Below are 18,966 nucleotides of genomic sequence, written 5' to 3' on the forward strand. Positions count from 1 at the left end.
GGCGATCACGAGGTAGCGCGATCGCCGGGGACCTTTCGGATGGCGCACTCGCATTCTCACCATCACGGCCATGATCATTCGCATGATCATGGCCAGTCTCACGCCCACGGCCACGCCGGCCACAGCCACGCGCCCACGAGCTTCGGTGCGGCGTTCGCGATCGGCGTCTCGCTCAACACCGCGTTCGTCATCGCCGAACTCGTGTTCGGCTATGCCGCGAACTCGCTGGCGCTGATCTCGGACGCCGTCCACAATCTTTCCGACGTGATGTCGCTGCTGCTGGCCTGGGGTGCGCTCTGGCTGTCCGGCCGCAAGCCGACCGATCGCCACACCTACGGTTATCGGCGCGCCTCGATCCTCGCTGCGCTCATCAATGCCGGCCTGCTGCTGCTCGTGGTCGGCGGCATCGCCGTCGAAGCCATTGATCGCCTGCGCAACCCCGGCGAAGTGGCCGGCAGCACCGTGCTGTGGGTCGCGTCGCTCGGCATCGTCATCAACGGCGCCACCGCGCTGTTGTTCATGCGCGGCCGCGACACCGACCTCAACATTCGTGGCGCCTATCTGCACATGGCCGCCGATGCCGGCGTGTCGTTCGGCGTCGTCGTGGCCGCGCTGGTGACGATCTGGACCGGCTGGCTATGGGTCGATCCGGTGGTCAGCCTGGTCATCGCGGTGGTGGTGCTGCTGAGCGGCTGGGAGCTCGCGCGCGACAGCGTCAACCTCGCGCTCGACGCCGTGCCGCGCGACATCGCGCTGCCGGAGGTGCGCGACTATCTCGCCGCGCTCGACGGAGTCAGCGAGGTACATGATCTCCACATCTGGGCGATGAGCACCAACGAGACCGCCCTGACCGCGCATCTGGTGCGGCCGGGCGGCACCGACGACGCGTTCCTGCATCAGGTCTGCGCCGAACTGTCCCGCCGCTTCAACATCCAGCATCCGACGCTGCAGATCGAGGCCGATGGCTGCGCCTGCAAGCTGGCGCCGGCGGACGTGGTCTGAGCCGGCGATGCCTCAGCTCCATCCTGCCAGCCTCAGCAGCACGCCGGCGGCGCAAGCCGCTCCAAGCACCGTCATCATGCCGAGCTTGAAGCGGAGGATGGCGACCGCCGCGGCAAGCGAGAGCAGCAGCGCCGCTCCGTCGACGCTTGCCAGCACCGGCGCGTCGAAGTCGAGGCCGAAGCCGGTGACCGGGACAGTCTGGCGGAACAGCGTATGCAGCGCGAACCAGATCGACAGATTGAGGATCACGCCGACCACTGCCGCGGTGATCGCGCCCAGCGCGCCCGCGAGGCCCTTGTTGCCGCGCAGACGCTCGATGTACGGCGCCCCGACGAAGATCCACAGGAAGCATGGCGTGAACGTCACCCAGGTCGCGAGCAGGCCGCCGAGCGTGCCGGCGATCAGCGGTGAGAGCGATCCGGGATCGCGCGCAGCGGCGATGAAGCCGACGAATTGCAGCACCATGATCAGCGGGCCCGGCGTGGTCTCGGCCATGCCGAGCCCGTCCAGCATCTCGGCAGGGGCAAGCCAATGATAGTGCTCGACCGCCTGCTGCCCGACATAGGCGAGCACCGCATAGGCACCGCCGAACGTCACCATCGCCATCTTGCTGAAGAACAGCGCGATCTGGCTGAAGGTGCTCTCGGTGCCCAGCATCGCGACCAGTGCGATCACGGGGGTCAGCCAGAGCGCAAGCCAGACCAGGGCCGTGACGACCGTGCGTCGCGGATTCGGCTTGGCATGCTCCGGCAGCAGCTCGCCGAGCGCGCTGTCGCGGTCGCCATTGTCGCCGGATCCATGGCCCGCGGCGGCGAATTCGGGGCGTCCGGCGCGGGCGCCGAGATAGCCGATCACCCCGGCGGCGATGATGATCAGCGGAAACGGGACGGCAAAAAAGAAGATCGCGATGAACGCGGCGGCGGCGAGGCCGATCATGAGGTTGTTGCGCAGCGCGCGGCTGCCGACCCGCACCACCGCCTGGATCACGATCGCGAGCACCGCGGCCTTCAGCCCGAAGAACAATGCCTCGACGAACCAGACATGGCCGAACGCAACGTAGATCCAGCTCAAGGCCATGATGGCGATGATGCCGGGCAGGATGAACAGGCCGCCGGCCATCAAGCCACCGGCGGTCCGGTGCATCAGCCAGCCGATATAGGTCGCCAGCTGCTGCGCCTCGGGGCCAGGCAGCAGCATGCAATAGTTCAGCGCGTGCAGGAACCGGCTCTCCGACACCCAGCGCTTTTCGTCGACGATGATCCGGTGCATCATCGCGATCTGGCCCGCCGGGCCGCCGAACGACAGCAGCGCCACGCGCAGCCAGACCCGGAACGCCTCGGCAAAGCTGACGCCGTGACCGGCGTCAACCTTGGTGGAGGCAGTTGATGAGACCAGTTCGGTCATGGCTTCACCTTGCTGGTCGGCCAGTTGTGCGATTCGCCGGTTGCGTCGCGGCACCAGCGATAAAACGCATCATAGAGCCCAAGGCCAGCGTCGAGTTGCGCAAGGTCGTCGTCGTAGATGCGGGACAGGCCGAGCGAGGCGGCGAGCAGCCCCGGCGCCTCCGGGCTGAGATCGAGCCGCGCCGTATCTGCCGCGCGCACGATCCTGGCCAGCCGCTGCAGGGCCGGCGTCGTCAGCCCGAATTCCTCGATCATGACATCGAAGGTACAGAATTCGCCGCGGTGGCTCCAGAACGTGCTCTCGATGTCGAACGGCGCAGCCTTGAAACGCTCGCCGACCGCCATGACTTCGGACGGAGCGACGAAGAGAAACACCGCCTGCGGATCGACGAAGCGGCGGATCAGCCAGGGGCAGGCGATGCGGTCGATCTTCGGCCGGGCGCGGGTGACCCAGACGGTTCGTCCTTCGCCGTCCCGCGGCGGCAGCTTGGCGACGGGGACCAGCGGCAGGCCCGCAGCCTTCCACGCCTCGAAGCCGCCGTCCAGGTTTTCGGCCGAGGCCTTGGCCACGCGCAGCCAGGCCGCAGCACCGTGCGAAAGCTTGGCACCCCGCTGGCAGATGACAATGACCGAGCGGCCGGCGAACGCCGCGCTCCACTGCGGCGCCTCCACCGCGGGGCGCCGGATCGCGCCGGGAATGAGCCGCGGATCGGCGGCGAAATCCTCGTCGGTGCGAACGTCGATCAAGATCGGTGCCTGCGGGGTTCCGATCAGACGGCTGAGCTTGTCGGGAGAAATCGATGCGAAGGATGACATGTTGCGTCCTCGTGTCAAAATGACGGGACGCGATACTTGGGCATGTCGCCTCGTGGGGAGATCGCGAGGTCCCCATGTCGGGCATTACAGCGGAACCGAATTGCGCTGTCAATCGCGGTGCGGCGCAGTCGTCCGGCTCTATGGTAACGTCGCTGCCGCGCCACTCGGGTCGCGCCGAGAGCGATGCGGGTGAAACGAGGAGAACGGGCGATGCCCTCACAAGCCGATCATTGGGCGCATGATCACGTCTTCCTGGGCGCCCAGCACGAGCGCAACGAGCGCCGCACCTGGTTCGTGGTCGGCCTGACCCTGGTGATGATGGCCGGCGAGCTCGCTGCCGGCTCGCTGTTCGGATCGATGGCGCTGCTCGCCGACGGCTGGCACATGGGCACGCATGCGGCGGCGCTCGGGATCGCCGGGCTGGCTTATCTCTTTGCCCGCCGGCACGCGCGCAATTCGTCGTTCAGCTTCGGGACCGGCAAGTTCGGCGAACTGGCCGCCTTTTCGAGCGCGATCATTCTGCTGATCATCGCGCTCCAGGTCGCCTATGAGAGCGTGATCCGGCTGTTGCGCCCGGAGCCGATCGCCTATGGCGAGGCGATCGCCGTCGCGATCCTGGGTCTCCTCATCAATCTCCTCAGCGCCTGGCTGCTGGCCGATTCGCACCCGCATCATCACGGTCATCACCATCACGCCGAACATCATCATGACCACGGCGACCGCGAGCATCACCACCATCACCACGACAACAATCTGCGCGCCGCCTATCTCCACGTGCTGGCGGATGCGGCGACTTCACTGCTGGCCATCGCGGCCCTGCTGATCGGCATGTATCTGGGCTGGGCCTGGGCGGATGCCGCCGTCGGCGTCGTCGGCAGCGCCGTCATCGCCAGCTGGGCGTATGGACTGATCCGCGATGCCGGCGCAGTGCTGCTGGACGTCAATGCCGATCGCAGGCTCGAGGCCACGATCCGGGCTCGGCTGGAGGCGGGCGGCGACCGTGTCACCGATCTGCACCTTTGGCAGGTCGGGCCCGGTCACCGCGCCGTGGTCGTTTCGATCGTTTCTAAGACCCCTCTGGCGCCGGCGATATACAAAAAGCGCCTGACGGATCTGCATGGGCTGAGCCACGTCACCGTCGAGGTGGAGCACGGCCTGCATGTCTGATAACAGCCCCTTGCAATACATGGATGGACTGCCCCGATGCCTGTGACGATCTATCATAATCCCGCCTGTGGCACGTCGCGCAACACGCTGGCGATGATCCGCGCGTCCGGCGAGGAGCCAGAGGTGATCGAATATCTCAAGACGCCCCCGAGTTGGGAGCAACTGATTGCGCTCATCAATGCCATGGGAGTGAAGGTGCGTGACGTGTTGCGCGAGAAGGGCACGCCCTATGCCGCGCTCGGGCTCGGCGATCCCAAATGGACCGACGATCAGCTGATCGAGGCGATGCTGGCGCATCCGATCCTGATCAACCGGCCGATCGTGGTGACCGGCAAGGGCGCGCGTCTGTGCCGTCCTTCGGAACTCGTTCTCGACCTGCTCGATCATCCGGTCACGTCGTTCACCAAGGAGGATGGCGAGCGGGTGACCTGGCCTGCCTGATCAGGCGCTTGCACGTTGAACGCGTCGGTGAGTTGAAAGCATGGATATCGCGGCCCGCCTCGATCTGATCAACTGGCTCGTCGCCCAGAGCCTCACCGGCGTCGCCGAGAACGATATTCTGCGCGGCTTCTGCGAGCGCTGCCGCGCTGCCGGGCTCGATCTGTCGCGCGGCCTCGCCTTCATCGACACATTGCATCCGATCTTCGAAGGACGTGGCTTTCGCTGGAACGAGATCGCCACCAACGAGTCCGACAGTTTCGAATATGGCTCCAGCAATGACGGCGAGGCGGCGCAGAATTGGCGGCGCTCGGTGTTCCACCACATGCTGGAGAAGGGACATGACGAGCTCAGCATCGATCTGACCGATTGTGCGCATCTCGACTTCAACATGATCCATGATCTGTCGGCCAGAGGGCATCGGCACTTCCTGGCCTTCGTGCACCGGTTCGGCGAGGCCGGAACGCTGGGCCAGATGGACTGCTTCTATTCCTATTGGCTGACCCGGCGTGACGGCGGCTTCACCGAGCTGCAGCTGGCCGCGCTCCGCGACCTGATTCCGTTGCTTGCGCTGACCATCAAGTCCGCCCAGCAGGTCGACATCGTGCGCACCTTGGGACGGGTCTATCTCGGCCGCGACGCCTCCGAGCAGGTGCTGCGCGGCCGCATCTCCCGCGGTGTCACCGAGCGCATCAATGCGGTGCTCTGGTTCTCCGACCTGCGCGGCTCGACCGCGATCTCCGAGAGCATCGCTCCCGACGAGATCATTCCGCTGCTCAACGACTACGCCGAGGCGTCGATCGACGCGATCTATGAAGCCGGTGGCGACGTGCTGAAGCTGATCGGTGACGGCGTGCTGGCGATCTTTGCCGGCGGCGACATGAGCGCAGCCCGCCAGGCCGCGCTGCGCGCCGAGCATCGATTCCGGCTCAATATCGCCAGGCTCAATGCCCGTCGCACGGGCGAAGGACGGCCCGTCACCTCGGCCTATGTCGGCCTGCATGTCGGCGAAGTGTTCTATGGCAATATCGGCAGCGAGGACCGGCTCGACTTCACCGTTGTCGGGCCCGCCGTCAACGAGGTCAGCCGCATCGCCTCGATGTGCCGCTCCGTCGATCGCGAGCTATTGGCCTCGTCGGAGTTCTGCGAGGGGCTTGATCCTGAGGGGCGCCGCTACCTGGTGTCGACCGGTCGCTATGCGCTGCGGGGCATTGGCCGCGCGCAGGACCTGTTCACGCTCGATCCGGAGATCGCGGCGAGCAGGCCCGCGACCAAGGCCTATGAGAACTACCTGGCGGACGAGTTGTCGCACCCTTGACCCACGTCAATGCCCGCCAGCCTCGAGTCTGCCCAGCATCGGAAGCCGGGGAGATGACGCTCATGTACACGCATATCTTGCTTCCGACCGACGGTTCCGATCTGTCCAAGGCCGCGATCAAGCACGGCGTCGCGCTCGCGAAGGCCACTGGCGCCAAGATCACCGCGCTGGTGGTGTCGACGCCGCTGCATTCGCTGGTGGTCGATCCGCACGCCGCCACCAAGGCGCTGGCGCAATACAAGTCGCTGGTCGCGGATCAGACCGCGAAATATCTCGACCATGTAAAAGAGGATGCGGAGCAGGCCGGCGTCGCCTGTTCCACGCTCTGCGTCGAGCATGACAAACCCTATGAGGCGATCGTTGACGCGGCGCGCAACGAGGATTGCGACCTGGTGCTGATGGCCTCGCATGGCCTGCGCGGCGTCTCGGCGATTCTCGGTAGCGAGACCTTGAAGGTGCTGACGCATTCGACCGTGCCGATCCTGGTCTACCGCTAGATTAGGCCGGCTGTGGGGCGGGCTGCTGCGGGATCGCGATCGCCGGCGAGGTCAGGATGACCAGGGCCTGCAGGCCGAAGATCGCGGCGGCGACGTAGAGGCAAGCGTCGGCGCCGTAGCGGCCGCCAATGATCGCCCCGAGCAGCGAGCCCAGCGGACGGGCGCCGTAGCTCAGGATGTTGATGGCGGAGACGCGCCCGAGCAATCCCGCCGGCGTCACCGACTGCCGCAGCGTGGTGGTCGAGATCACCCAGAGGATCGGCCCCGCGCCGAGCAGGAAGAAGCTGAGCGCCGCCAGCAAAGGGGAGGGGACGATCGTGGTCAGCGCCATCACCAGCGCCGCGGCGAAGCCGGTGACGGGGCCGAGCCCGATCACAGTGCCGAACGGGAGAAGCCGCAGGACGCGCGTTGCCAGCAGCGCGCCGCACACCATGCCGACGCCGAACATCGACAGCACTGTGCCGATGCCGCCGGCCGCCAGGCCGAGCCGATGCACCGCATAGGGCACGAACACGGCCAGCAGCAGGAAATGCGCGGTATTGAAGATGAACTGGGTCACGAACACCGGTCGCAGCAGCGGATGACGCAACACGAAGGCCGCGCCCTCGCTGAGGTCGGCGAGCGGGTGGCGGCTGGGCGCTGGCGCGCGAACGGGCTCGCCGAGGCCGGCGAGGCACAGCGCCGCGATCAGCGACAACACCGCGGCGCAGCCGAAGGCGGGAACTCCGCCGATCCAGCCGACCAGCATGCCGCCGAGCGCGGGCCCGGCGGCGAAGGCGACGGTGCGGGCGAGCTCGATCCTGGCATTCGCAGTGGCGAGATGGGCCGGAGCCACCAGGCTTGGCACCAAGGCCGGCGCCGCCACGCTGAACACGACCGTGCCGCACACCGCCGTGAAGCCGAGCGCAGCCAGCAGCGGCAGCGTCAGCATGCCGCTGGCAAACGCCAGGACGATCGTGAGCAGAGCGAGCGCGCGCAGCGCCTCTGCCGAGGCCATCAGCAGCCGTCGCGGCATGCGGTCGGCGAGCAGGCCAGCCGGAATGGCGAACAGCACGAAGGGCGCGGTCAGCGCCATCTGCAGCAGGCCTGTCTCGCCCTCACCAACGCCGAGCGCAAGCACCGCAACGATCGGCGCGGCGGCGAGCGCGATCTGCTCGGCCGATTGCGCGACGAGGTTGGACCAGGCGAGGCGATGAAAGCCTGTGGGAAGGGCGGGCGTGCGATGCATGACAAGGAACCTGACGTGATGTTGCCTGGCCATCATCGACTTGGGAAATCAGCGCGCCCACCCGGTTTCCGACCGCGCCGCAGCAGTCGTCCCAAGCGGCCGCCCGACTGCCGTCGCGGCAAGGGCCTCGTCGCAATGCGCCGGGGGAGGTGCGAACGGCTGCGCCGACATCAACCGGCGGAGCGGCCATGATCGATCGGCAGCATCATGGTATCGAGGTATCTCCGGTCCCCGTTGCCGAACTGCCCCGGAAATGTCTGCTCTTGCAAATAAGTTGCATTAAACGTCTGTTTCGTTCAGGATAATGCCATGGACGCAAAACCGTCAGACCTCTCTCCTGTGCACGCCATGGCCTCGACGAGCGACGGCCATGCCCGAGGCGGCTGGCGCGGCGAGCGGGGCGACCCCTCGCTGGGGAACATGTTCGCATCAGTGCGCACCAGCGCCAAGGGGTCGCTCTGGCGCAAACTGGTCGCCTTTCTCGGCCCGGGTTATCTGGTCGCGGTCGGCTACATGGATCCGGGCAACTGGGCCACTTCGCTCGCCGGCGGGTCCAAGTTCGGCTACGTGCTGCTCTCGGTCGCGCTGCTGTCCAACATCATGGCGATCGTGCTGCAATCGCTGTGCACGCGGCTTGGCGTCGGCACCGGCCGGGACCTTGCCCAGGCCTGCCGCGACTCCACGCCGCGCTGGGTATCCGTGCCGCTGTGGCTGTCGGCGGAAATCGCGATCACGGCGACCGACCTTGCCGAAGTGATCGGTACGGCGATCGGTCTCAGCCTGCTGTTCGGACTGCCACTGTCGATCGGCGTCTGCGTCACGGCGCTCGACGTCTTTCTGATCCTGGCGCTGCAGGCCTTCGGCTTCCGTTGGATCGAGGCCTTCGTGGTCGCGCTGCTCGGCATCATCGCGCTGTGCTTTGCGATCCAGATCGCCATGGCGCAGCCGGACTGGGCGCAAGTGATCAAGGGTTTCGTTCCGAGCGGGCAGCTGCTCGCCAATCCGGAGATGCTCTATCTGGCGCTGGGCATTCTCGGTGCGACGGTGATGCCGCATAATCTCTACCTGCATTCCGGTCTGGTCCAGACCCGCGGCTATGGCGACAGTCTCAAGGAGAAGCGCGAGGCGATCACGCTGTCGACGATCGACTCCACGATCGCGTTGTGCCTGGCGCTGACCATCAACGCCTCGATCCTCATCCTTGCCGCGGCGACGTTCCACCGCACCGGCCAGCATGACGTGGCCGAGCTCGATCAGGCGCATTCCTTCCTGGCACCGCTGCTGGGCTCGACGCTGGCTCCGACCCTGTTCGCGATCGCGCTGTTGTGCTGCGGTCTGAATTCGACGATCACCGCGACCCTCTCCGGGCAGATCGTGATGGAAGGCTTTCTGCATTGGCGCATTGCACCATGGCTGCGCCGGCTGATCACGCGCATGATCGCGATCGTGCCGGCCGTGGTGGTGACGATCTGGGCCGGCGAGAAGGCGACGGGGCAGCTGTTGATCCTCAGTCAGGTCGTGCTCAGCCTGCAACTGCCGTTCGCCGTTGTGCCGCTGGTCCTGATCACGGCGAGCCGCGCCAAGATGGGACCGTTCGTCGCGCCGCGCTGGCTCACGGCGATCGCAACCGTGATCGCGATAGCCATCATCGGGCTGAATGCCAAGCTGGTGTGGGATCTGGCGACGGGATAGGGGCGAATGGCGAATAGGGAGTAGCGAAGAGGGCGATTCGAAGTGCGCTACTCCCTATTCGCTACTCGCCCTCTCACTCCTGCGGCTCCGGCGCCGTGTGGCCCTCGTCATCCACGCGCAGCCAACCGGCCGCCGCCAGCCGCTGCTGCGGCAGATAGCGGCTCTTGTAGTCCATCTTCTTCGAGCCCTCGATCCAGTAGCCGAGATAGACGTAAGGCAGCCCCTGGCGCCGGGCGCGCGCGATGTGGTCGAGGATCATGAAGGTGCCGAGCGAGCGCGTGGTCTCGGATGGGTCGAAGAAGGAATAGACCATCGACAGCCCGTCGCTGAGCACGTCGGTCAGGGCGACCGCGATCAACTCACCACCCCTGGCGTTCGGGCCGTTGCTCAGATTGCGGCGGCGGTACTCGATGATTCGCGTCTCGACATGGCTGTCCTCGACCATCATGGCGTAGTCGAGCACCGTCATGTCGGCCATGCCGCCATGGCGATGGCGTTGATCGAGATAGCTGCGGAAGATCGAATATTGTTCCGAGGTCGGCACGGCGCTGCGCTGCTCGCCGACCAGATCCGAATTGCGCGCGAGCACCTTGCGGAAATTGCGCGAAGGGCGGAATTCATTGGCAATCACGCGGACCGATACGCAGGCCCGGCACTGGTCGCAAGCTGGCCGATAGGCGATCGACTGGCTGCGGCGGAAACCGCCATGGGTCAAAAGGTCGTTGAGATCGGTCGCCTTGTCACCGACCAGATGCGTGAACACCTTGCGCTCCTGTCGCCCGGGCAAATACGGACAGGGCGACGGCGCGGTGAGATAGAATTGCGGGGTGTCACGCGAATGCTGGGTCAAGGAACGTCGCGAGCCTCCGAGGCGATCGTGAACAGAATTGCGCTCCGAAGGCGGCCGGTCAATCGCTTTTGATGCGCCACGTCAGCTCTCACCAGGTGCGGGCGGGTTGAGCGAGTTGCGCCCGCACGGAGGTGTTGATCACCACGGTTCCGAGCACGAAATCGTGGAGCAGTCGCCGGCGTCCGTTGAACAGTCCGACAAGCAGCACGAAAGGCGAGAGCACGGACACCGAGATCCAGAAGCACACCGCGTGCACCGCACCGAGCACAAAGTAGCCGGGCGCGCCGTACCAGGTCCGCAACTCCAGATCCATGATCCGCATGCCGATCGTCGCCGAGTTCGGACCGCCGATGGTGGCGCCGTAATAGACGATCGCCCAGATCACCGAGGCCGGCGACACCAGCCAGAACAGTGCCCAGCCGAGACCGAGCGTGACCAGGCCGAACACCGCGATGAAGATCACGGCCAGGATCACGGGGACCGCGAGCACGAGCAGGTCGATCAGGAACGCGATCATGCGCCGGGTCAGCACGCCGCGAAACAGCTCCGGCTGTTGATAGGGATCATAGGCGTGCGGGCGAATCTCGGCGCCGCCGCTGGACCAGCCACCTCTGCCGGGGTCCGTATACGCCATCGATGCATCCTCCCAAATTGGCAACGAGGACATGGGAACCCCGGCGGCGCTTGCAAGAGGCGATCCTTGGACACTCCGCGGCGAATTTCTGGCGTTTTCGCGTCGTGGCGCGCGAGACGCGTTGGTCAGCGATGCTGCTGGCGAAGCCGCTCGGCCGCTTGCGGTGCGAAATAAGTGAGCACGCCATCGGCCCCGGCGCGCTTGAACGCGAGCAGGCTCTCCATCATCGCCCGGTCACCGTCGATCCAGCCATTATTCGCCGCCGCCGCGATCATCGCGTATTCGCCCGACACCTGGTAGGCGAAGGTCGGCATGCTGAACGTGTCCTTCACGCGCCTGACAACGTCGAGATAGGGCATGCCCGGCTTCACCATCACCATGTCGGCGCCCTCGGCGATGTCGAGTTCGACCTCGCGCAGCGCCTCGTCGGTGTTGGCGCTGTCCATCTGATAGGTGCGCTTGTCGCCGGTCAGCGTCTTGGCCGAGCCGATCGCATCGCGAAACGGGCCGTAGAAGGCGGAGGCATATTTGGCCGCATAGGCCATGATCTGCACATCGAGGAAGCCGGCCTGGTCGAGCGCCTGGCGGATGGCTCCCACCCGGCCGTCCATCATGTCCGATGGCGCGATGATGTCGCAGCCGGCTTCGGCCTGGACCAAAGCCTGGCGCACCAGCACCGCGACGGTCTCGTCGTTCAGGATCCGGCCATCCTTGATCAGGCCATCATGGCCATGGCTGGTAAACGGGTCGAGCGCGACGTCGCACAGCACGCCGATGTCCGGGAATTCCTGCTTGATCGCGCGCACCGCCTGGCAGACCAGATTGTCGGGGTTGCAGGCTTCGGAGCCGTGCTCGTCGCGCAGCGACGGCTCGGTATAGGGGAACAGCGCGATGCAGGGAATGTCGAGCTTGGCAGCGCGTTCCGCATCGCGCACGATCTCGTCGACGCTCAGCCGTTCCACGCCCGGCATGGAGGCGACCGTGCTGCGGGTCCGGTCGCCCTGGACAACGAACAGCGGCCAGATCAGGTCGTCGGTCGTAAGCACGTTCTCGCGCACCAGCCGACGCGCCCACTCGGCCTTGCGGTTGCGGCGGGGACGAATGGTCAGATCGAGCGCCGGCTGAGTCGCGGTGGTGCGCGCGACGTCGCGCAGGTCGATCGGGCGCCCGAATTTGATCGCCATGGGGTGCTGGCTCCTTGAGCTGGCCGGCGAGCCGGAGGATTTGATTTGTTGTAATTCCAACAATGTCTATCACCTTGCGCGCGCCTCGTCACTTGACCTGACGCAAGCTGCCCAGTTGATTTGCCGCCCGGTTGGTTTCACGGTCCCCAGCCGGCCCAGAATCGCCATTCTCCTGATCTTGAGAACCCTTATGATCCCCTTGATGACGCGCCCCATCCCGCCGAGCCGCTATGCCTGAGATCCCTTCGGCGAGAGATCTGGCCCGCGACAACGCCGCCATGTCGGTCGCGGCCCTGTCCTCGGAGCGGCGTGACAGCGACGAGAATATCTGGACCCGCCGCCTCGTGCTGTTCCTGCGGGTCATGGCCATGCTGTCGATTGCCAAGGGGCTCTACCATTGGGCCCAGGTGACCGGGTTCATCGGCGGCGAGGACGACGCGTTCGAGAACCAGGCCATGGCCTGGCAGGCGGCGACGGTCTATTTCGCGGTCATCGAACTCGTCGCCGCCGTCGGCCTGTGGCTGGCCACCCCCTGGGGCGCGGTGGTGTGGCTCACCACGGTCGTGTCCATGGCGGTGATCGAGCTGATGTTCCCGGGAATCTATGGCGGCAGCCTGCTGGTGGTCGCGGGCGAGGCGGTCATGCTCGCCGCCTATCTGGTGCTGGCCTGGATGGCTGCGCGCGAGCGTCCACCATAGGTGGTGCGGTAAATTTGTTGCACGTTGTAAATCTTCTCAGCGCGATGCAAGTAATGTTTCGAACACCTTAAGATCGCTTGCCACAGCTGTTACACAGACCTTAGCGGCGGCAAGCTCACCTGTTTTGGAATGCAACAGGGGGGTGAAACAGAGCGCGAACATCGCGCATCGACCGTCAACGGATACTTGCAAAAGCTGCTGTATTTACAGGCTTAAAAGAGGATTCACTCTCCGCGATTCATTCTCTCTTTATGCTCTTATTTAAGGCGATCTTCAAAGCACCCCCCTTAAGTTCGTTCTATCAGACGGGACAAAAGTTTCGTCGAATAAGTCGACAAAAACGACGACAGGGGAAGTGTCATGATGAAAGCCGTTGCGACGGCCGTGGAGACTGCTGCGCCCGGCCAGGGCGGCACCGTGCAGTCGCTCTATCTGGAAGCCCTGACGCTGGTGGAGCGGCTGCATCGCCGCCTGCTCGACGTCATCAAGGACGAGTTCGATCGGCGCGGTCGTTCCGACATCAACTCTGTGCAGGCGCTTCTGCTGTACAACATCGGCGACAAGGAGCTGACCGCGGGCGAGTTGCGCACGCGCGGCTATTATCTCGGCTCCAACGTCTCCTACAATCTCAAGAAGCTGGTCGAGCTTGGCTTCCTCGATCACCAGCGCTCCCGCGTTGATCGCCGCTCGGTCCGCATCCGCCTGACGCCGCAAGGGCAGGAGATCCGCCGCATCGTCGACGCGCTGTATCAGAAGCACGTCAAGACCGTGGAGCAGGTCGGCGGCATTTCGAGCGAGGAGTTCTCCACGCTCAACAAGTCGCTGCATCGTCTCGAGCGGTTCTGGACCGACCAGATCCTGTATCGCCTCTGAGGCGTTCACCTCGTTTCGGCTGAGCCGGCGTCGACGATAGAGACCGGAGAGCTGATCATCATCTGAGTTCGATTTCGCGTCGGCCCGATCGGGCCGGCGCTTTTTCTTTGCGCGCGCGTCCGATCATTCGCTGTTGCGAGAAACAGTCGTTCCGAACTGGAACCATTCACGCCGTCCGGACTTGTCCCTGCCGGAGGTCGCATCATGCTGCACGATCACGGAATGCAGATCATGAACGTGGAGCTGGTCGGCGACGCCTACGCGATCGCGGCCAACTATCTGCGCCTGTCGGGGGCGATGCCTGACACCATCGCGCCGGACGAACGGCTCGTCGACATCATCGTTCAGCTGGTTCACCGCGGAGAGTTCAACAAGCTCAGGCTCGCGAACAAGGCCATCTCGATGTTCGAGATGGCCCAGTCGGCCTGACCATCAAGAGGGGATGATATGGAAGCCGCCATCGATCGCATCATGCACACTTATGACCTGCTGGCGAACCGCACGGCTGCGGCCAGCGAGGAGGCGCGCCGGAAGGTCAGCGCCTACATCCAGACTCTGTTCGAAGCCGGTGAGCGGGACCCGCATCGCCTGACGGTGTGCGGCCTGACTTACTTGCGTCAACTCGATGGGCGCGTCGATCCGGTGAAGGCGGGCTACACCGGACTGTGAGATAGATCGCAAGGTTGCTCGCGCTGCGCGCTTGCCTCATGATACCGACAACCTGTATGAGACCATCCGGTTTCATGCAGGTTGTTTGTTTTCGGGGGGAAGCGATGCGTTTGCGCCTCGCGCCGTCGGTACGGCGGTGACTTTGGCTTTGATATGCGCACAGTCGAGCCGGTCGACGAGCACAGCTGAAACGGTCGCTGCACCGCAGTTCACGAAAGAGTGGAAGGTGCTGGGGAAGATTGGCGCCTGCGCTGAGACGACGACCACGAAAATCTCTGATCGCGGCGAGAAGCCCTTGTCTCCCACCCGATTCAAGTTGAGGGAAAAGCTCGACGAGGATGGTGAACCCCTGATGGATCAAGGGACCTACGAACAAAACGGCGCGGAGCAGATCGGTGCGGAGTGGAACGCCGGCGTGGTCCACTCCAGACTGGGCGATCGTGTGCGTCTTTGCACCGTCTGGAAGCCGAAGAAGTGCCCGCCCGGCGATGATCGGGGACGAATCTACAAGGCGACCAATCTCCGGACCAAGGACACGTGGCAGATGTCGGAAAGCTGGCACTGCTGCGGCGGGGCCTGTGGGACCGGACTTGCTCTGCCGCCCGTCCACCATATCTGGCATAATGACCCAGGATGACCCGCAACGGCTGGCCTGTCCCTTGGCCTGCCGCCGTCCGTATGGTAAGGGCAGGAGATCTTTCCGACCGCCTTCACTGAACCGACCGCAGGCCACTTAAGGTCTTGCGGACGTGGAGATATTCCGCCGATGACCGCTTCCAGCGCCAAGCCCGCCTCGTCAGTCGATTCCTTCTTCTCCGCCACTTTGGCCGAGGCCGATCCCGAGATCGCCGCCGCCATCAAGGGTGAACTCGGTCGGCAACGGCACGAAATCGAACTGATCGCCTCGGAAAACATCGTCAGCCGGGCGGTCCTTGAGGCCCAGGGCTCGGTGATGACCAACAAATACGCCGAAGGGTATCCGGGCGCGCGCTATTATGGCGGTTGCGAATGGGTCGACGTCGCCGAGAACCTCGCGATCGACCGCGCCAAGAAGCTGTTCGGGGCCAATTTCGCCAACGTCCAGCCGAACTCCGGCAGCCAGATGAACCAGGCCGTGTTCCTGGCGCTGCTGCAGCCTGGCGACACCTTCATGGGCCTCGACCTCGCCGCCGGCGGCCATCTGACCCACGGCTCGCCGGTCAACATGTCCGGCAAGTGGTTCAAGGCCGCGCATTACACCGTTCGTCGCGACGACCATCTGATCGACATGGACGCGGTGGCAAAGCAGGCCGAGGAGGTCAAGCCGAAGCTGATCATCGCCGGCGGCAGCGCCTATTCGCGCCCGTGGGACTTCAAGCGCTTCCGCGAGATCGCCGACCACGTCGGCGCCTATCTGCTGGTCGACATGGCGCATTTCGCCGGCCTGGTCGCCGGCGGCGCGCATGCCTCGCCGGTGCCGCATGCTCACATCGTCACCACCACCACCCACAAGTCGCTGCGCGGCCCGCGCGGCGGCCTGATCCTGTGGAACGACGAGCAGTTCACCAAGAAGCTGAACTCGGCGATCTTCCCGGGCCTGCAGGGCGGCCCGCTGATGCACGTGATCGCGGCCAAGGCGGTGGCGTTTGCCGAGGCGCTGCGGCCGGAGTTCAAGACTTACGCGAAGAACATCGTCGAGAATGCGAAGGCGCTGGCGGAATCGCTGCGCGCGCAGGGCTTCGACATCGTCTCCGGCGGCACCGACAATCATTTGATGCTGGTCGATCTCCGGCCGAAGGGGCTGAAGGGCAACGTCTCCGAGAAGGCGCTGGTCCGCGCCGGCATCACCTGCAACAAGAACGGCATCCCGTTCGACCCCGAAAAGCCGTTCGTCACCTCGGGCCTGCGGCTCGGCACCCCCGCCGCGACCACCCGCGGCTTCGGTGTCGCCGAGTTCCAGCAGGTCGGCAGCCTGATCGCCGAGGTTCTGAATGCGATCGCGCAGGCGCCGGACGGCAGCGCGCCGCTGGTGGAAGCCGCGGTCAAGGCCAAGGTGAAGGCGCTGACCGACCGGTTCCCGATCTATCAGTAAGGCTTGACGCCACGATGCGCTGCCCGAGCTGCAACAGCCTCGATACGCAGGTGAAGGACTCCCGTCCCACCGAGGATTCCTCGGTGATCCGGCGGCGGCGGGTCTGCGTCACCTGCAATTTCCGCTTCACGACCTTCGAGCGGGTGCAGCTGCGCGAACTCACCGTCATCAAGCGCAACGGCCGCCGCGTGCCGTTCGACCGCGACAAGCTGATGCGCTCGGTGCAGATCTCATTGCGCAAGCGCTCGGTCGATCCGGAGCGGGTCGAGAAGATGGTGTCGGCGATCGTGCGCGAGCTCGAGAGCGGCGGTGAATCGGAAGTGTCCTCGGAGGCGATCGGCGAGATCGTGATGGAGCATCTGCGCGATCTCGACGATGTCGCCTATGTCCGCTTCGCCTCGGTCTATCGCAATTTCCGCGAGGCCAAGGATTTCGAGGCCGTGCTCGGCGAGCTCTCCGCAGAGGACGAAGCTCCGCGCCTGGCGCCGGTTCGCAAATGATCTTCCGGGTCCTGGTCGATCAGGTCGGCGAGAAGCTGAAGGCGCAGAAGGACGCTGACCGCCGCTTCATGCAGCTGGCGCTCGCGCTCGGCCGGCGCGGGCAGGGGCGAACCTGGCCCAATCCGGCCGTCGGCGCCGTCGTGGTGAAGGACGGCGTCATCGTCGGCCGCGGCTGGACGCAGCCAGGAGGCCGGCCGCATGCCGAGCCGGAGGCGCTCCGGCGCGCCGGCGCGGCCGCCAAGGGCGCCACGCTCTATGTCTCGCTCGAGCCGTGCTCGCATTTCGGCAAGTCGCCACCTTGCGCCGACGCGGTCATTGCGGCCGGCATCAGCCGCGTCGTGTCGGCGATCGAGGATCCCAATCCGGAGGTCTCGGGGCAGGGCCATGCGCGACTCCGGGCCGCCGGCATCCAGGTCGAAGTCGGCCTGTGCTCGGCGGACGCCAAGCGCGACCATGCCGGATTTTTCCGCCGCATCCGCGAAGGCCGGCCGCACGTGATCCTGAAGCTGGCCGTCTCCGCGGACGACAAGATCGCAGCCGCCGGCAATAAGCCGGTCGCGATTACCGGCGAGGCGGCCCGCACGCGCGTGCATCTGTTGCGCGCCCAGAGCGATGCCATCCTGATCGGGGTGCGCACGGCGATTGCCGACGATCCGCTGCTGACCTGCCGGCTGCCGGGCATGGAGGCCCGCTCGCCGGTGCGCGTGGTGCTCGATCCGATGCTGCGGCTTCCGATGACCAGCCGCCTGGTGCAGAGCGCGCGGACCACGCCGCTCTGGATGATCGCCTCCGCGGTGGCGGAGCCCGCGGCGGCGACCAAGCTCGGCGCTGCTGGCGCGCAGGTGATCCGCGTTCCGCCGCAGGTTGAACCATCGGTGCTGGAGCCGCCGGCGGTGCTGAAAGCGCTCGCCGACAAAGGCATCACCCGCTTGATGATCGAGGGCGGCAGCCGCGTAGCATCTTCTTTCATGCAAAGCGGCCTGGTCGATGAAATCTGGCTCCTGCGGGGGGCCGGCGAGATTGGCGCCGACGGAATCGCTGCGCTGGACGCATTGCCGCTGACCGCAATCACGCAGTCGCCGGCCTATCGCGTTCGTGCTAGCGAACCGCTCGATCCCGACATCCTCACGATTTACGAGCGCACGTAATGTTCACCGGCATCGTCACCGACATCGGCGAGATCGTCAGCCTGACGCCGCGGACCGAAGGCAAGCTGCACCGGCTGCGCATCGCCTGCAGCTATGATCAGGCGACCATCGCCGATGGCGCGTCGATCGCCAACAATGGCGTCTGCCTTACAGTTGTGCAGTCCGGCGTATCAGATGGAAAGACCTGGTTTGAGGTCGATGCCGCCGCCGAGACGCTGGCGCTGACCACCGCCAGGCACTGGCGCGTCGGCACCAGGCTGAACCTGGAGCGGGCGCTGAAGATCGGCGACGAGCTCGGCGGCCACATCGTCTCGGGCCATGTCGACGGCATCGCCACCATCGTCAGCCGCGAGAACCTGCCGGACATGGCGCGGTTCGTTTTCAAGACGACGCGTGAGCTGGCGCGCTTCATCGCGACCAAGGGCTCGATCACCCTCGACGGCGTCTCGCTCACGGTCAACACCGTGGACGATCTGACCTTTTCGGTCCTCATCATTCCGCATACGCTCTCGGTCACCACGCTGTCGTCCTGGCAGGCCGGCAGCGACGTCAATATCGAGGTCGATCTGATGGCGCGCTACGCCGCGCGCCTCACGGAAATGAAGTAACGCCCCCGCCAGGGGCCTTTCAGTCTTGGCTTTGCCGGCTGTCACGCCTACAAGGCCAGCCCTCACGGTGAGGCGGCGCAGCACGCCCCGATCCGCGAGGCCGATTTCATCTTCCCCTTCGAGACGCGGCGAAAGCGCCGTTCCTCAGGGTGAGTCACCTGTGACAATGG

21 protein-coding genes are annotated in these 18,966 nt (G+C 65.4%); 15 read left to right on the forward strand and 6 right to left on the reverse strand.

What is annotated here, in order from left to right; all coding sequences use genetic code 11:
* Nucleotides 1-39 precede the first annotated feature (39 nt).
* A complete protein-coding gene (locus HL671_RS31645; RefSeq protein ID WP_172241979.1) occupies nucleotides 40-1,002 on the forward strand; it encodes a cation diffusion facilitator family transporter in 963 nt (320 codons plus the stop codon).
* Between the two features lie 12 nt (nucleotides 1,003-1,014).
* On the opposite strand, the gene chrA is transcribed toward HL671_RS31645, so the two are convergent.
* A complete protein-coding gene (chrA, locus tag HL671_RS31650) occupies nucleotides 1,015-2,406 on the reverse strand; it encodes a chromate efflux transporter (protein ID WP_012044680.1) in 1,392 nt (463 codons plus the stop codon).
* Nucleotides 2,403-3,221 carry a chromate resistance protein ChrB domain-containing protein gene (locus HL671_RS31655; RefSeq protein ID WP_172241982.1) on the reverse strand — a complete coding sequence of 273 codons (819 nt, stop codon included), beginning with the start codon at nucleotides 3,219-3,221 and terminating at the stop codon, nucleotides 2,403-2,405. The genes chrA and HL671_RS31655 overlap by 4 nt, the downstream gene beginning before the upstream one ends.
* Nucleotides 3,222-3,431: 210 nt before the next feature.
* On the opposite strand from HL671_RS31655, the gene dmeF reads away from it, so the two are divergent.
* The 4 genes from dmeF (at nucleotide 3,432) to HL671_RS31675 (ending at nucleotide 6,641) form a co-directional block, all read left to right on the forward strand.
* On the forward strand, nucleotides 3,432-4,388 hold the full coding sequence (gene dmeF, locus HL671_RS31660; RefSeq protein ID WP_172241985.1) for a CDF family Co(II)/Ni(II) efflux transporter DmeF: 957 nt from the start codon (nucleotides 3,432-3,434) through the stop codon (nucleotides 4,386-4,388).
* Between the two features lie 36 nt (nucleotides 4,389-4,424).
* Entirely contained in the window at nucleotides 4,425-4,829 is a 405-nt protein-coding gene (gene arsC / locus HL671_RS31665) for an arsenate reductase (glutaredoxin) (protein ID WP_012044677.1), read from the forward strand.
* 40 nt (nucleotides 4,830-4,869) lie between these two features.
* Entirely contained in the window at nucleotides 4,870-6,144 is a 1,275-nt protein-coding gene (locus tag HL671_RS31670) for an adenylate/guanylate cyclase domain-containing protein (RefSeq protein WP_172241988.1), read from the forward strand.
* Between the two features lie 62 nt (nucleotides 6,145-6,206).
* Nucleotides 6,207-6,641: a universal stress protein gene (locus HL671_RS31675; protein WP_012044675.1), complete on the forward strand. Its 435-nt coding sequence runs from the start codon at nucleotides 6,207-6,209 to the stop codon at nucleotides 6,639-6,641.
* 1 nt (nucleotide 6,642) lies between these two features.
* On the opposite strand, the gene HL671_RS31680 is transcribed toward HL671_RS31675, so the two are convergent.
* Nucleotides 6,643-7,869: an MFS transporter gene (locus tag HL671_RS31680; RefSeq protein ID WP_172241991.1), complete on the reverse strand. Its 1,227-nt coding sequence runs from the start codon at nucleotides 7,867-7,869 to the stop codon at nucleotides 6,643-6,645.
* Nucleotides 7,870-8,178: 309 nt separating this feature from the next.
* On the opposite strand from HL671_RS31680, the gene HL671_RS31685 reads away from it, so the two are divergent.
* Nucleotides 8,179-9,561, forward strand: coding sequence for an Nramp family divalent metal transporter (locus HL671_RS31685; RefSeq protein WP_041750812.1), 1,383 nt, complete (start codon nucleotides 8,179-8,181; stop codon nucleotides 9,559-9,561).
* Between the two features lie 73 nt (nucleotides 9,562-9,634).
* On the opposite strand, the gene HL671_RS31690 is transcribed toward HL671_RS31685, so the two are convergent.
* From HL671_RS31690 to hemB, 3 genes are all read right to left on the reverse strand, one after another.
* Nucleotides 9,635-10,411 (reverse strand): arginyltransferase, encoded by a 777-nt coding sequence (locus tag HL671_RS31690; protein WP_012044672.1) that lies wholly within the window; start codon nucleotides 10,409-10,411, stop codon nucleotides 9,635-9,637.
* A gap of 88 nt (nucleotides 10,412-10,499) precedes the next feature.
* Complete coding sequence (locus HL671_RS31695; RefSeq protein WP_012044671.1) at nucleotides 10,500-11,045, reverse strand: RDD family protein; 546 nt, start codon at nucleotides 11,043-11,045, stop codon at nucleotides 10,500-10,502.
* A gap of 125 nt (nucleotides 11,046-11,170) precedes the next feature.
* Nucleotides 11,171-12,229, reverse strand: a complete 1,059-nt coding sequence (gene hemB, locus HL671_RS31700) for a porphobilinogen synthase (RefSeq protein WP_012044670.1) — start codon at nucleotides 12,227-12,229, stop codon at nucleotides 11,171-11,173.
* Between the two features lie 230 nt (nucleotides 12,230-12,459).
* Here hemB and HL671_RS31705 point away from each other — a divergent pair, with 230 nt between their 5' ends.
* The 9 genes from HL671_RS31705 to HL671_RS31745 all read left to right on the forward strand — a co-directional run bounded on the left by HL671_RS31705 (nucleotide 12,460) and on the right by HL671_RS31745 (nucleotide 18,796).
* Nucleotides 12,460-12,927, forward strand: a complete 468-nt coding sequence (locus HL671_RS31705) for a DUF6163 family protein (RefSeq protein WP_041750811.1) — start codon at nucleotides 12,460-12,462, stop codon at nucleotides 12,925-12,927.
* 360 nt (nucleotides 12,928-13,287) lie between these two features.
* Nucleotides 13,288-13,800: a transcriptional regulator LdtR gene (ldtR, locus tag HL671_RS31710; protein ID WP_006612768.1), complete on the forward strand. Its 513-nt coding sequence runs from the start codon at nucleotides 13,288-13,290 to the stop codon at nucleotides 13,798-13,800.
* A 204-nt stretch (nucleotides 13,801-14,004) separates the two neighbouring features.
* Nucleotides 14,005-14,229 carry a hypothetical protein gene (locus HL671_RS31715; RefSeq protein WP_012044668.1) on the forward strand — a complete coding sequence of 75 codons (225 nt, stop codon included), beginning with the start codon at nucleotides 14,005-14,007 and terminating at the stop codon, nucleotides 14,227-14,229.
* Between the two features lie 18 nt (nucleotides 14,230-14,247).
* A complete protein-coding gene (locus HL671_RS31720; protein WP_006612770.1) occupies nucleotides 14,248-14,469 on the forward strand; it encodes a hypothetical protein in 222 nt (73 codons plus the stop codon).
* A gap of 31 nt (nucleotides 14,470-14,500) precedes the next feature.
* Nucleotides 14,501-15,106, forward strand: coding sequence for a hypothetical protein (locus HL671_RS31725; RefSeq protein ID WP_246706021.1), 606 nt, complete (start codon nucleotides 14,501-14,503; stop codon nucleotides 15,104-15,106).
* Between the two features lie 129 nt (nucleotides 15,107-15,235).
* Nucleotides 15,236-16,540: a serine hydroxymethyltransferase gene (gene glyA, locus HL671_RS31730; protein ID WP_012044666.1), complete on the forward strand. Its 1,305-nt coding sequence runs from the start codon at nucleotides 15,236-15,238 to the stop codon at nucleotides 16,538-16,540.
* 14 nt (nucleotides 16,541-16,554) lie between these two features.
* Entirely contained in the window at nucleotides 16,555-17,040 is a 486-nt protein-coding gene (gene nrdR, locus HL671_RS31735) for a transcriptional regulator NrdR (protein WP_006612773.1), read from the forward strand.
* Nucleotides 17,037-18,188, forward strand: a complete 1,152-nt coding sequence (ribD, locus tag HL671_RS31740; RefSeq protein WP_172241994.1) for a bifunctional diaminohydroxyphosphoribosylaminopyrimidine deaminase/5-amino-6-(5-phosphoribosylamino)uracil reductase RibD — start codon at nucleotides 17,037-17,039, stop codon at nucleotides 18,186-18,188. Before nrdR ends, ribD begins: the two co-directional genes overlap by 4 nt.
* Complete coding sequence (locus tag HL671_RS31745; RefSeq protein WP_172241997.1) at nucleotides 18,188-18,796, forward strand: riboflavin synthase; 609 nt, start codon at nucleotides 18,188-18,190, stop codon at nucleotides 18,794-18,796. The genes ribD and HL671_RS31745 overlap by 1 nt, the downstream gene beginning before the upstream one ends.
* Nucleotides 18,797-18,966 lie beyond the last annotated feature (170 nt).

This window comes from Bradyrhizobium denitrificans (genome assembly GCF_013179005.1).
GTDB classification, from domain to species: domain Bacteria; phylum Pseudomonadota; class Alphaproteobacteria; order Rhizobiales; family Xanthobacteraceae; genus Bradyrhizobium; species Bradyrhizobium denitrificans.

Bases quoted from the DNA above. Each gene is read 5' to 3' on its own strand.
- hemB (WP_012044670.1), bottom strand. From the start codon at position 12,229: ATGGCGATCAAATTCGGGCGCCCGATCGACCTGCGCGACGTCGCGCGC.
- chrA (WP_012044680.1), bottom strand. From the start codon at position 2,406: ATGACCGAACTGGTCTCATCAACTGCCTCCACCAAGGTTGACGCCGGT.
- glyA (WP_012044666.1), top strand. From the start codon at position 15,236: ATGACCGCTTCCAGCGCCAAGCCCGCCTCGTCAGTCGATTCCTTCTTC.
- HL671_RS31685 (WP_041750812.1), top strand. From the start codon at position 8,179: ATGGACGCAAAACCGTCAGACCTCTCTCCTGTGCACGCCATGGCCTCG.
- HL671_RS31655 (WP_172241982.1), bottom strand. From the start codon at position 3,221: ATGTCATCCTTCGCATCGATTTCTCCCGACAAGCTCAGCCGTCTGATC.
- HL671_RS31720 (WP_006612770.1), top strand. From the start codon at position 14,248: ATGGAAGCCGCCATCGATCGCATCATGCACACTTATGACCTGCTGGCG.
- nrdR (WP_006612773.1), top strand. From the start codon at position 16,555: ATGCGCTGCCCGAGCTGCAACAGCCTCGATACGCAGGTGAAGGACTCC.
- HL671_RS31675 (WP_012044675.1), top strand. From the start codon at position 6,207: ATGTACACGCATATCTTGCTTCCGACCGACGGTTCCGATCTGTCCAAG.
- arsC (WP_012044677.1), top strand. From the start codon at position 4,425: ATGCCTGTGACGATCTATCATAATCCCGCCTGTGGCACGTCGCGCAAC.
- HL671_RS31670 (WP_172241988.1), top strand. From the start codon at position 4,870: ATGGATATCGCGGCCCGCCTCGATCTGATCAACTGGCTCGTCGCCCAG.
- HL671_RS31715 (WP_012044668.1), top strand. From the start codon at position 14,005: ATGCTGCACGATCACGGAATGCAGATCATGAACGTGGAGCTGGTCGGC.
- HL671_RS31695 (WP_012044671.1), bottom strand. From the start codon at position 11,045: ATGGCGTATACGGACCCCGGCAGAGGTGGCTGGTCCAGCGGCGGCGCC.
- ldtR (WP_006612768.1), top strand. From the start codon at position 13,288: ATGATGAAAGCCGTTGCGACGGCCGTGGAGACTGCTGCGCCCGGCCAG.
- HL671_RS31645 (WP_172241979.1), top strand. From the start codon at position 40: ATGGCGCACTCGCATTCTCACCATCACGGCCATGATCATTCGCATGAT.
- HL671_RS31745 (WP_172241997.1), top strand. From the start codon at position 18,188: ATGTTCACCGGCATCGTCACCGACATCGGCGAGATCGTCAGCCTGACG.
- dmeF (WP_172241985.1), top strand. From the start codon at position 3,432: ATGCCCTCACAAGCCGATCATTGGGCGCATGATCACGTCTTCCTGGGC.
- HL671_RS31680 (WP_172241991.1), bottom strand. From the start codon at position 7,869: ATGCATCGCACGCCCGCCCTTCCCACAGGCTTTCATCGCCTCGCCTGG.
- HL671_RS31705 (WP_041750811.1), top strand. From the start codon at position 12,460: ATGCCTGAGATCCCTTCGGCGAGAGATCTGGCCCGCGACAACGCCGCC.
- ribD (WP_172241994.1), top strand. From the start codon at position 17,037: ATGATCTTCCGGGTCCTGGTCGATCAGGTCGGCGAGAAGCTGAAGGCG.